The organism is Bacteroidota bacterium (assembly GCA_016194975.1).
GTDB lineage: Bacteria > Bacteroidota > Bacteroidia > Palsa-965 > Palsa-965.
Map to the genome: position 1 here is coordinate 39,182 of JACQAM010000025.1, position 13,088 is coordinate 52,269.

At 43.9% G+C, this 13,088-nt stretch carries 9 protein-coding genes; 1 reads left to right on the forward strand and 8 read right to left on the reverse strand.

Annotated elements, in window-relative coordinates; translation table 11 throughout:
* Positions 1 to 88: 88 nt before the first annotated feature.
* Both HY064_16280 and HY064_16285 read right to left on the reverse strand, forming a co-directional pair.
* Positions 89 to 796: an ABC transporter ATP-binding protein gene (locus tag HY064_16280; GenBank protein MBI3512218.1), complete on the reverse strand. Its 708-nt coding sequence runs from the start codon at positions 794 to 796 to the stop codon at positions 89 to 91.
* Between the two features lie 292 nt (positions 797 to 1,088).
* Positions 1,089 to 1,856, reverse strand: coding sequence for a class I SAM-dependent methyltransferase (locus HY064_16285; protein ID MBI3512219.1), 768 nt, complete (start codon positions 1,854 to 1,856; stop codon positions 1,089 to 1,091).
* 198 nt (positions 1,857 to 2,054) lie between these two features.
* Between HY064_16285 and HY064_16290 the strand changes: the two genes are divergently transcribed.
* Positions 2,055 to 3,659 carry a hypothetical protein gene (locus HY064_16290; protein MBI3512220.1) on the forward strand — a complete coding sequence of 535 codons (1,605 nt, stop codon included), beginning with the start codon at positions 2,055 to 2,057 and terminating at the stop codon, positions 3,657 to 3,659.
* A gap of 38 nt (positions 3,660 to 3,697) precedes the next feature.
* Here HY064_16290 and HY064_16295 read toward each other — a convergent pair whose 3' ends face one another.
* The 6 genes from HY064_16295 to HY064_16320 form a co-directional block, all read right to left on the reverse strand.
* On the reverse strand, positions 3,698 to 4,135 hold the full coding sequence (locus HY064_16295; GenBank protein MBI3512221.1) for a hypothetical protein: 438 nt from the start codon (positions 4,133 to 4,135) through the stop codon (positions 3,698 to 3,700).
* A gap of 148 nt (positions 4,136 to 4,283) precedes the next feature.
* Positions 4,284 to 6,254, reverse strand: coding sequence for a PD40 domain-containing protein (locus HY064_16300; GenBank protein MBI3512222.1), 1,971 nt, complete (start codon positions 6,252 to 6,254; stop codon positions 4,284 to 4,286).
* A 150-nt stretch (positions 6,255 to 6,404) separates the two neighbouring features.
* On the reverse strand, positions 6,405 to 7,070 hold the full coding sequence (locus HY064_16305; GenBank protein MBI3512223.1) for a 7-carboxy-7-deazaguanine synthase QueE: 666 nt from the start codon (positions 7,068 to 7,070) through the stop codon (positions 6,405 to 6,407).
* Positions 7,067 to 8,029: a virulence protein RhuM/Fic/DOC family protein gene (locus HY064_16310; GenBank protein ID MBI3512224.1), complete on the reverse strand. Its 963-nt coding sequence runs from the start codon at positions 8,027 to 8,029 to the stop codon at positions 7,067 to 7,069. Before HY064_16310 ends, HY064_16305 begins: the two co-directional genes overlap by 4 nt.
* Before the next feature lie 104 nt (positions 8,030 to 8,133).
* Positions 8,134 to 9,402, reverse strand: coding sequence for an amidohydrolase (locus HY064_16315; GenBank protein MBI3512225.1), 1,269 nt, complete (start codon positions 9,400 to 9,402; stop codon positions 8,134 to 8,136).
* A gap of 135 nt (positions 9,403 to 9,537) precedes the next feature.
* On the reverse strand, positions 9,538 to 12,918 hold the full coding sequence (locus HY064_16320; GenBank protein MBI3512226.1) for a PD40 domain-containing protein: 3,381 nt from the start codon (positions 12,916 to 12,918) through the stop codon (positions 9,538 to 9,540).
* Between the last annotated feature and the right edge of the window lie 170 nt (positions 12,919 to 13,088).

Genomic DNA, 13,088 nt, shown 5'->3' on the forward strand with positions numbered 1-13,088 from the left:
ATATACGGATCGCAGATCATTTGTTTCATCTCACGATCTCCTTCGTTTCAGGAATACGTAATTAAAAGAGATCTTTCAGAAAAAAATTTTACAACTGCGGCACCGCCACTTTGTGAATTTCATTATTCACACTATCCTTCTCCACTAATCCGTCTTTCAATCTTACGATGCGGTGCGCATATTTTGCTATTTCTTCTTCGTGCGTGACTACGATGATCGTATTCCCGCTTTTGTGAATGGCTTCGAACAATCCCATGATCTCGACAGAAGTTTTCGAATCGAGATTTCCTGTGGGTTCATCGGCGAGAATTATTGCAGGATCATTCACAAGTGCGCGCGCAATGGCCACGCGCTGGCGTTGTCCGCCCGAGAGTTCATTCGGCTTGTGGGTCATGCGATCGTGCAGTCCCACCTGCGTCAGCGCATGCTCTGCTTTCTTTTGTCGTTCTGTTTTTGATAATCCTGCATACACAAGTGGCAACATCACATTCTCCAATGCCGTTTGACGCGGAAGAAGATTGAAGGTCTGAAAAACAAAACCTATTTGTTTGTTGCGCACTTCGGCGAGTTCATTGTCACTCATCTTCGCAACAGAAATTCCATTGAGAATATAATCGCCGCCACTCGGTGTATCGAGACAACCGAGCATATTCATCAGTGTAGATTTTCCCGAACCGGAAGGACCCATCAGTGCTACGTATTCATTTTTTCCGATGCTGAGAGAAATATCGCGCAGCGCATAAATAACTTCACTTCCAACATTGTAAATGCGGGAAATGTGCGCGAGGGAAATTATTTCGTTCTGCATTCTTTCAAAGGTAAGGAAATTGATTTGGTGGAGTACGAAATACGAAATCCCGGTAGTGTATCAGTTTGAAAATTCTTAGCGCCTTAGCGTCTTTGCGGTTTAATAAAAGAATGGTTTAGGAACCGCGAAGGCGCCAAGGCGCGAAGTTGAATCGGAAAAGAGCAAACTGAGCCACTACGAAATCCCGAATGCGTTCGGAAAAAAGTATCCTGGAGTAAATAGATTTCGTATTCATCCGCATTACGTAACTTTTAGTAGAATTTTCGTATTTCGTACTCCATCAGAACCTGACCACAAAATGTTCTTTCTCCAATTGCTCTTTCCTGAAAAAAACAATTCCGAAATGAAATGTATCAATAGTAAGTTTCACTGACGGATGTACTTTTATTTTTTCCCAGGCACTTTCCATTTCTTCCGACCAGTGAATGTCGTCGAAAATAAAAACAGAATTGTTTTGCGAATAGGGCAAACAAGTGTCGAAATATTTCAATGTTGGTTTTTCGCGGTGATTGCCGTCAAAGAAAACAAAATCGAGTTGGCGGAGATCTCTTACAGCAAGCGGCAAAGTAAGATCGAATTCTCCGGTAACGATCTCCACTTTCTGATCGCGGAGTCCTTTCGCTGCAATCTTTGCCGTTTCCGGGCATCCTTCGAGCGTCACGAATTTTTTAAATGCACAAGCGGAAGCAAGATAATTTGTGGAGATGCCAAGCGAAGTGCCGAGTTCAAGAATATTTTCCGGTTTAAAATGTTTCACAATCCGATGCAGCAGTTGTCCTTCGTTCGGCGATTTTGCCGCATGCTTCGCGATGAAAGAAATTTTTCTCGGGCCCGACTCTCCCGTTCCGAAATCTGTTACGTGAATGATGGAATGATCGAGCAGGCATTCTGTTCTCCAGTTTTCTACCGGATGTTCTTCTTCATTTTCCATGCGGGCCGGAAAAACTTTTGTAATAAGATCAAAAACAAAAGGAGAATGAATCCCGTGTTTGCTCACTGCATTTTTGCGGTGATGTAAATAAGATTTTATTTTAAAAATAGACGACATGCTGAGTACGAAATACGAAGCGAGTACTGAAAGTTACGAAATACGAAATGGTACAAAATAGTTGTCGAATGGTAGTTCTGAGAATTGTGCCGGAACAATTTCCCGGTTAAAGGTAATTGCAAACCGTAAAATGCCTGCCTGCGGTCGGCAGGAAAATTATAACTTGTGGCTCCCCCGCAACGAAATCTGTTTTTCAGAATGAAAACCATTGAACTCAACAGCAGCCATTATCTCTCCACACCGCAGAATTATCAATTCGTTCCCATTGGAAATCCGGATAAATTATTCGGAGAAGGAGGTTTCCTTGATCAGTTAAAAGACAGAATCTTCAAAAGAAAAAGTTCGCCGCTCGAAGATTTCTGGGCAACACTCGGAAGACAGGACGGAAAAACGATCAACTGGTCGGGAAATCTTCTCTGCTCAAAAAACGGGAACGATGAGTCTGCAGGAATAACTGCTGACGAGATTGCATTGTTGAAGCAACTGATGCCAACCATTAGCGCTGACAATAAAGGTGTGCTCGAAAAAGTAATTATTCTTGATCATACAGAATTTGGAAGTGATCCGGACGGCCGCAATATCCGCCTCACACTGATGGTCGATCCCGGAGAAGGAGCGATTGTTTTTTTCCAGCATACAGAGATGGATGATGCGCTATCGCAGAATGGTTTGATCGAATACATTCATCCTGCGACAACGGTAAATTATTCCAACAATTTACGCGACCGGCTCGATTATTTTTTTCAGGTGCCAGAACATCGCGGCAAGAATGATCGGTTAATTGTGAAAGCCATTACGTTTCCGCGCAACATGGCAGAAACTCCCGAAACTGTTTTGCATCGCATTGACCCTACACATCGCTTGTTGAAGTATGATGCGGGCATCAATGATTTCTCTGAAATTACCAATGGAATTCCTGATGTTGACCGATCAAAGAAAACATTGCTGCTGATCCATGGAACTTTTGCCAGCACCGCAAAATCATATGGAGGACTCATTACTTCGAATTGGTTGAAGAACGTGATCAATACAAAACTTTATGACCAGGTGTTTGCGCTCGATCATCCGACAATATTAGCAGGACCGGATGAAAACGTTGCGAAACTTCTGGAGTTGATGGGCCCGGGGAAAAAATTTTCTCAACCTATTGCTATTATTACCACGAGCAGAGGCGGACTGGTGGGAAAAACAATTGTGAACGATGCGAACATTAATGCAAAACTTTTTACGGTAGAGCGCGTGGCTGCGCAGGCCTGCGCGAACGGTGTAGAATATTTTGCAGCGGGAGCAAAAATTGCGAAAGGGCTTGGAGTGCTGAAGAAAATATTCGAACTCAGCGGAAGAGAAGGATTAGAAATTTTCACAGCGATCGCACAGATTTCTGCAGAAATTTTTCTTGCGCAACCAGGTTGTGTTGCAATGACACCGAATTCCGCTCCGTTGAAAAAGATCCTCGATGGAGTACCGGCGAATAGCGCGATGCGTTATTTTCCGGTGACGGGAAATTATGACCCGAATGGTTTCTGGAAGAAAATCGCTGACATTTTTGTAAGCGTGATTTACGGCGGAGAACCGAATGATTGGGTGGTGGGAACAAAGCAACAGGCGATCATGCCGGTGGGTAATTATGCTTACGGATCGAAGAAGCAATGGCATTATGATCATTACCTCGCGACAACTTACAACAGCATGCACACAAAATATCTGAATATGGATCCGCCACCGCCAACTCAGGCCGCTTCGGGAATTCCACGCGATGCGATCATGGATTTTCTGAATGACCCCTATCAAAATATTCTTTGAGAAAAAATTTCAGAATCAGCAGCCCGATTTTTTCCGGGTCATTTCTTCCTGATGAATAACCAATAGTCGGGATGATCTTCCACTTTCCACGTGAGCGTTGTATTCCACGCAGGAAAATTTACTTCAATGACCGATTTCTTTTTTACAAATTTCCATGTTCCCCGGAGAATGAGAATGCGCTGTTCGAAATCGGTTGAATCTTCATCTGTGACAATGCTGCTGCTGCTGTTCTTTTTCTTTCCTCCTGAAAATCCATAAACAAAAACGACGGAATCATTACCGGGTTGAAAAAAAAGATAAGGCGCAGGATCGGAGAGTGTACATCGTTCACCGAGGTGAGTAAGAAATGGGTTCTCGTTGCCGGTATATTTGGAAAAAATAATTGTGTCTTTCAATAATTCAGAAGAATCGTCGGTGCAACAGAAAAGATCGCCGGGTGAATTCCGGAATGCAGCGGTGTCGAATTGCGCGTTCAAAGAAAAATTAACAGAGAAAATAAAAAGGAGAATTAAAATGAATTTTAATGAGAAGCGATCTGCTTCCAATTTTTTTCCCGCAAAGACACAAAAACGCAAGGAATTTTTGAAGTTTGTTAGCCAATCAGCAAATTGAATCATCAGCAAATTATTTCGTACCCGTGATCATCATCTCCACTCGCCGGTTCATTTGCCGGTGTTCATTAGAATCATTTTTCACTTTTGGTTTTGTATCTCCATAACCTTTGTACGTCATTCGCGAAGCATCTATTCCCTGCGAAACGAGATAATTGTAAACGGCCTTAGCGCGATTTTCGGAGAGTAGCTGGTTTGATTTTTTGTCACCCACATTATCGGTGTGCCCGGCAATTTCCACTTTGATATTCGGATTTGCTTTCAGCCATTTTGCAGCTTTGTTCAACTCCGCCTGCGACGTAGGTTGCAGATCGTATTTCCCGGTGGCAAAAAAAACATTTTTCAATTCCACGAATGAACTGTCTTCAATAGGTTGCAACGGAACATCAAGCCGATAAGGTTTATTCGGATCGCCGGAATTTTTCATCTGGAACGATTCGGAATAAAAAACATAACCGGGACTATTCACATTGAGCGCATAATTTTTATTCACCGGAAGACAAACCAGGAATTCTCCGGTGACCGGATCGGAAACAGAAGAGATCACCGTATTTCCATTGGCAATGTCGAGCAGATCGAACGCGGCACCAATGGGTTTTCCTGTTTTTTTATTATACACTTTTCCTTTCAGGTAAGTGACAGGCACCGGCTGAAATTGTTTGGGCATTGAGAAATAATAAATATCATCACATCCTTTTCCTCCATCGCGCGTGGAAGAGAAATAAGCAACCTGCCCGTTTCCATTCACGATCAATCCGCTTTCATCACCGTACGTATTGATCGGGTAACCGAGATTCTGCGGCGCTCCCCATTTCCCGGTTACAGAATCGCGGCGACAGATATAGAGATCGAGTCCGCCCATTCCCGTATGACCATCACTCGCAAAATAAAGTGTTTGATTATCGGGGTGAATGAAAACCGCTTCTTCTTTTCCTGAAGTATTTATTTCCGGGCCCATGTTCACCGGTGCGCTCCATTTTCCGTCTTCACCAAGTGTAGCCATCCAGATATCGCTGTCGCCAAAACCTCCGCGGCGATTGCTGATGAAGTAAAGTGTTTTTCCGTCGGAAGAAAAAGAAGGTTGAGATTCCCACGCCTGCGTGTTCACGGGTGGGCCTACATTCACAGGACGCGACCATTGCGAATTTGTTTTCTGCGTGTAAAAAATGTCGCAGCTTCCGTATCCGATTCTTCCGTTTCCATAGCCATCATATTCTTCACACGCGGCGAAAAACAAATAACGTCCGTCGGAAGAAAGACTCGGCGCTCCTTCATTGCGATCGGAATTGATAGGCGGCCCCATATTTTTTGCAAGCGACCATTTTCCATCATCGCCTTTATAAGAAATGTAAAAATCTTCCTGAGTCATTTTCAGTACGCCTGTGGAAGGATCTTTTATTTGCTCATTGCGGGTGAAAAGAAAAGTAGCATCGTCGGCAGTTACATTGGGAAAATATTCGCAGCCGTCGGTATTAACAACATCGCCCATGTTGATGGGATTGAACGGAACCGGGTGAGAAATGGCGCCTGTTGCAAAATCACAATTGGCAATTCCCTGTTTGGCGAGATCAACGAGCACTTCCGATCCGTGGCCTTTATCAAGGAACGTTTGAAAATCTTTTTTTGCATCATCGTATTTTCCCAGATTCATTTCTGAATTTGCACAATCGAAAAAACTTCCGGGATACAGGGTGGTATTGATCGCAAAACCTTTGTGAAACTGATCGACCGCTTTGTCCCAGTATTTGAGTTCCATATCAAGATTTGCTTCGAGGAAATAGGCTTCAACAAAATTCGGATCTTCTTTTTTTGCGAGTGCAAGTTTGGCGAATGCGCAATCATAATCGTAATTCTGCGCACAAGCCATGGCCTGGTCGTAAGCAGCGCTTGCCTTTTTCGATTTGGTGGAAAGCGTTGTTGGCGGTTGAGCTTTGCAACTTACTATTGCCGAAAAGAGAAAAATTACGGAGAGGATATTTTTCATTTGCTTAGATAGTTATTCATATAGAGTACGAAATACGAAAAGGGTACTAAAAGTTACGAAATACGAAAATTATACTAAAATTCATTGGTTGAAATCAATTTCGTATTCATTAGCATTTCGTAACTTTTAGTACCCTTTTCGTATTTCGTACTATGGGATGTTCATGTATTTATGTGTTTGCAATGATACACTCCATTTCGGATTCTTCATTACATAATCAACGATAATCGGCATCATTTGTTTTGCACGGCTCCATTCCGGTTGCAGAAAAAGCAAACATTTTTCATTTACTTTCCCGGCATTCTCTTCCGCCCAGCGGAGATCGTCGTTATTGTAGATTATTACTTTCAATTCCTGTGCCTTTCTGTAGTTTTCTTCGTCCGGAGGTGAATTTTTTTTCGGGGAAAGGCAAACCCAGTCCCACATGCCTGTGAGCGGGTACGCGCCCGAGGTTTCAATGAATGTGGAGATCCCGTTTTTTTTCATTCCATCAGTGAGTTCGCCGAGATTAAATGCCGACGGTTCTCCACCGGTAACAACCACTGCTTTTGCCGGGTACTGCATGGCATGCTGAATTATTTTTTTTGTTTCTGTCAATGGATGAAGATCGGCATCCCAGCTTTCTTTCACGTCGCACCAATGACAACCGACATCACATCCTCCGAGCCGAATGAAGTACGCCGCTTTTCCCGAATGAAAACCTTCGCCCTGTATCGTGTAGAATTCTTCCATGAGCGGCAAAAGTTTTCCTTCGTCAAGCAGTTTTTGCTGATCGGGAGAAATGGAAGATGGAATTACATTGCCGGCGAATTTCATTTATTGTGATCAGCGATAAGATTAACAATGAGGTCGATCATAAGATCCTTTTCTTTCTGATCGCTTTGAGCAACAAGAAGTGCAAGTGCAGTCAATCCATTGTCATTTATTTTGACTTCTCCGTTCCTTTTAAAACGATGTTTATTTTTCTCGAGAAACCAGATGAATAAAAACGCACCGATCCTTTTATTTCCGTCACTGAAAGAGTGATTCTTGATCACAAAATACAAAAGATTTGCAGCTTGTTCTTCGATGCTTGGGTATAGATATTGTTCGCCAAACGTCTGAACGATCGTCTGAAGGGAACTCTTGAATCCTCCGTCCTTTTCATTTCCGAAAAGCGCCGTTGCTTCTTTCTTTCTGATCAGTTGTTTCTTCAATTCGTCGATCGCTTTTTTTGCTTCACTATATTCTATTTCATACGTGATACGGTCATCGAGTTTTCCTTTTGCAATCTTATTGCCATCAAATTGATTGAGCAGAACAAAGCTGTTTGAGTAATTTCCTATGATATCCAACAAACCCTGTGCTTCATTCAGATGGAGATCCATCGCTTTTCCGCCTTTTGATATCAATTCAATTGTTTGCTGAAGTTGTGCGAGTCGTTTTTCATTAATGGCAAAACCTTTAAGCAGATAACTTTTGAGGTGTTGAGTGGCCCAGATTCTGAACTGAGTTCCTTGCCTGGATTTCACCCTGTAACCGACCGAGATAATAACATCCAGACTAAATAGGGTAATTGGCTTGTCTGATTTTGGAATGTGCATTTTTTGCACATTGCCTTTTTTTGAAAGTTCACCTTCTTCAAAAACATTATTAATGTGTTTGGTAATAACACTTCGTTCCCGATTGAATAGAAGAGTCATTTGCGCCTGAGAAAGCCAAACGGTTTCGTCTTCGAACTTTACCTCAATCTCCGTTTTTTTGTCCTTCGTCTGGTAAATAATGATCTCATTCATGATAAATAAGTTTAGCCCAAATATACTTTACGCCCGAACAATACTGTTACCGATGAATTTAGCATTATTGAAAAACATCAGGCAAGAAAACGAATTTCAGGTGATCATTTCAGCGCGTCTATCGCCACATACGCCATAAGCCCCATGCCGGTGAGAAGTGACGATTCATCCACATCGAAATTCGCATTGTGTACACCAATGGAAAATTTTCCCTGCCCGACTTCGTCATTCCCGTCCTTACTGGCACGGGCAAGCAGGCGGGCGTCCGGGGAAGCAGTTCCCAATCGATAAAAGCACGCCGGGATCTTCTGCGAATAGAAAGCAAAATCTTCGGCCGTCATTCGTTGCGGAAGTTCAATTACATTTTCTTTCCCGAGATATTCTTCCGCCGCCGCGCGCGCGCGATCGGTGAGCAGTGAATCATTCACCAGGAACGGATATCCTTTTTCCACACGGAATTCGCAGGCGCCGCCCATTTCTTTCGCCATTGCTTCCGCTGTTTTTTTCATATAGTCGTGCGCCTTTGTTCGCCATTCTTCATTCATAGTGCGGAACGTTCCTTCTACATTCACAACATCCGGGATGACATTCGTTGAACCTTTCCCTTCTATTTTTCCGAATGCAAGAACAGTAGGGATTTCTTTCGCCTGCTTCAGCATTGTGCCTTCTTCCATGAAGAACTGGTGCAAGGCAGCAATGATGGTGGAAGCAATGAGCACCGGGTTCACATATTCATCTACCATGGCCGCGTGGCCACCTTTTCCTTTCACATTCATGTACAACTCGTCGGTAGATGCCATGTACATGCCGCTGCGGAAACCCACTTTGCCGGCAGGAAGCGATGGGAACACGTGTTGTGCTAAAATACAACCCGGCGCCGGGTTCTCCAGTACACCGTCTTTGATCATGAGTGAGGCGCCACCGGGAGCTTTTTCTTCCCCCGGCTGGAAAATGAGTTTCACCGTTCCTTCGAATTCATTCCTGAATTTATTGAGCAAATGCGCCACGCCTATAAGCGAGGCCGTATGCACATCGTGCCCGCATGCGTGCATGACGCCCTCATTCTGCGAAACGTATTCCGTTTTATTTTTTTCTTTGATCGGAAGCGCATCAAGATCGGCGCGCAGGGCAATTGTCTTTTTCTCCGGATTTTTTCCTTTTACGAGGGCCACAATTCCTGTCCCTGTCATTTTTACAAATGGAATTCCAAGTGCTTCGAGTTCATCGCAAACAAAAGCGCAGGTATTGAATTCCTGGAAAGAAAGTTCAGGATGCGCGTGGAGGTGGCGGCGGATATTAATGATACGTGGAAGAAGTTCCTGTGCAGAATTCTGTATTGAAGATTTGAGAGAAGATGTTTTGGTTTCAGACATACGGTGATGCACGATTTACAATTTACGATTTACGATTTTTTTCACAGATCTGTACACTATGGAATTTTTCTGAATTACTTTTTTACCGGCCGGCAAATTCAAAATTGCACATCGTAAATTGTAAATCACACCTATTTAAAAATCCAGACTGAATGAAAGATAAAGTATCCGCGGAAGAACCGTTCTGTTCTCTACGCCCCACGCCCAGTCAGCACGCACAAAATATCCCCAGATGCGAGAGCGCACACCGAAGCCATAACCGCCGATGATCGGATCCGTATGATTTTTCAGTATGACCATGATCGGATTTCCCTGCGCAGAGATCACTGTAGTGTTGAGCGAATTTGCCGGATCGTACGGACTCTTTCCTGTCCACGCTGTTCCAATATCACCGAAACCAACGATCTGGAAATTATTAATAAAATCAGAGCGCAACGGGCGATTGAATAAATATCTGAAAACAGGAATGCGCAGTTCGCTGTTCACCATTGCAAATGAATTTCCGTTCCTTCCGTTCTGCCAGAATCCGCGCATAGGTGTTGCGAGTGTTTGATACGTGTAATTCATATCGGTAGAAACGCGAACACTCTGATCGAATTTCGGCATGAGCCAGTTGTCAACTCCGCCCATGTAGTAGATCAGTTTCTCATGGCCGAATGAAGTAGCGCCGCAAATGCGATTCGCCCAGATGATCTCGCGGTGAACTTTCTGGTAATAACGGAAATCGAATCCCGCTACGTACAGATCATTCTTGAACCAGCGATTGGACGCATCTTTCGCACCGAAAATACTGTCGAGCCCCTGGAAAGTTTCCACGAAAACTTTGAACCGCATTCCGTTGTAAAGATTGAGTCCGCGTTTGATCGTGTTGTCGAATACGAGTTCAATTTTTCCATTGGCAGAATTGCTGTAGGTATTTCCTCTGAGAAGATTCACGTAGCTGTCCGCAAGATAAACGCGCTGGTCATTCCGGTAACCGAAATTTCCGCGCAAACTCAACACTTCATTGAAAGGATATTTTATTCCCCACCGAACTTCCTCCGTATAAATTTTACTCAGTGATCCGGAATTACTCACGTTGAGAAAAGACTGCCGGTGAAGCATTACACTTTTATCCCAGCGGCGTGTGCGGTCTTCCCAGTACAAAACATATTCATTGCTTTTCAAATTGCTGGAAAGACGAACACCGCCAACGATCTTGTGATCTTCGAGCAAGTCGCTCATCCCGATCTTGAAAAGCCCGGTGAATCCCGGGTTGAGATAGACCGGCGATTCTCCACCGGTGAAACGCTGGTATCCTGCATTGAGAAAACTATTGTCGAGCTGGCTCACGACATACTCCGTGCTGAACTGAACTTTATAATTGCGCGCAATGGGAAGCAGGAATTCATCAATGGGTTTTTGCGGAACAGAATCTTTCTGTGTCGTTGTATCAGGGTTGTATTGCTGCACAACCTGCTGCTGAACATTATTCTTCGGCTGGCCGTGCCCTTCGAACTGGTAATTATTGATGTTGATCTTCCCGGAATCATTCTGTGTCGTTTTCATTCCCGGATCCTGTTTCACCGACTGCATTTGTTTTCCCGTTGGGATTTTCGGGGCTTCTTCTTTCAGTTTTTCAGTCGAATCGATCTCCGCTTCTATCTGCGCCAGTTCTATCATCCGATCGCGGTGAGCGGTGTTCTTCAGTTTCGAAGCAGCGAGTTCATTGAAATCACGGAGCGAATCGATGTAGATGAAATATTTTCCGTCGTGAAAAATAATTTCGGAAAGTTTATTGGCAGACGGAACAACATCCTGAGAAAGAATATTGTATTTCAGGTTTGTGACCGGGATGCTGTTCGCGAGATAACGATAATGCGCGCTCGTATCCACATACGCGATCACGCTGTCGAAGTAACCGACATAGCGGTTATAAATTCCATTCTGATCGCTGATGTAACTGAAATGTTCATTATCCCAGGGTTGTGCCTGCATTTCATTGATGCCGGGCGTATTGGTAATGCGGCGCAGCACATTAGAATGGGAGAGATAATCGTAAACAAAAAGATCGTAGCTGGTAACGAGTTTCACATCTGTACTCACCACTCCAAGTGTATCACTCACGCGATTCGAACTGAAGATGATGCTTTTCCCATTGTCAATAAAACGCGGATAGAGATCATCATAAATATCTTTGGTGATCGCAACGGCGCTTCCACTGCCAATGTTGTAAACGAAAATATCCGTCTGCCCATTCTGCACTGCAGACATCACGAAAGATTTTCCATCGGGAGAATAATTGATGTCAATGATCTTGATGAAATTGTAAATGGGTTTGATGGTTTTCTCTTTGGTCTCGAGCGTGTAAATGCAGAGCCACGTTTCTCCTTTCGATTCGTAAATAAAAGAAAGCAGTTCTCCTGTAGGATGCCACGTTACGAGTGGGTAAGAATAATCATTGATGCGATCAAGCTTTTGTCCTTGTTTGAAAAGACGTTTTCTTTTCCCGGTAGTAAGATCTTCGAGCCAGAGTTTCACCTGTCCCATTTCATTGGTAACATACGTGATGTATTTCCCGTCGGGGCTCAGCTTCGCCATACTGTAAACGCGTGTACTCTTCGGTTTTTTCAGCAATGGAATATTCGCAGGCAGAACGCGCGTTGTATCATTGAGCGAATAACGTTTGGCATAATAATCTTCCCATTCCAGCGTGAGCACTTTCATATTCACACCGATCACGAAGAGAAAAGAACTTTCCACATTACGGCTCACCTTGGTCATGTAAAGAATATTCGGGATCACCGCAGGACTGTATTTTTCCGCGATGTAATACCAGATACTCTGTCCTGCATATTGCGCATCCACGCCCGTAAGGTGATTGAACTTGCGGTAACGCCCGCTCATGATCCCGTCGCGCACGCGATTGTCAATATCACTGTCCCATCCTTTCGCAATGTAATTGATCAGTCCTTTCGTGTACCATTCCGGCAAATTGAGCAGCGTGGAATTTTTCACCATGTCGCGCACATTTCCGCCATACATCATTTCATTGATAAGAATTTCTGCAATGCCGGCGCGGATCTGTTCTTCGAGGCGAACATGATCTCCTTCGTAATAAAGAAAAACTTTCCGTCCCACAATGCGTGTTACACCACCCACATTCGATCCGTCATCACTATTCAGTCCTACATTACTCTGTTTGAAATCTTCCTGCTTGTTGTAAACGATGAACTGAATCCGGTCTTCCAGCGTATAGTCAAAATATTTTTCGATGTCGGCAATATGATTTTTTGCAGCACGCGCTACATAAATTGCGAGTTCCGATCCGCCGGTATTGTAATACACTTCATATTTCGGGAATTTGTAATAATTCCATTTGAAATCCTGGTACTGCACGCGGTTCTGCCCGAAATCAGTTTGTGATCCGTTGTAGAATTGCGCCGGCAAAATTACAGGGATAAAAAGCAGGAAAAATAATTTCCACACACGCGGAGAGATGCGATACATCTTCATGTTGCAAAGAATAAAGTTCATAACAGAGATCAATCCCGGCGAAAAGTGTGTGGAGGAGTTCCCCCGGAAAAGCCGCGCTGCTGCGGACAATAAAGATACAAAATCGGGAAGGATTACAGATAATACTGCTATTCTGGGTAGTGGCTCAGTTTGCTCTTTTCCGATTCAACTTCGCGCCTTGGCGCCTTCGC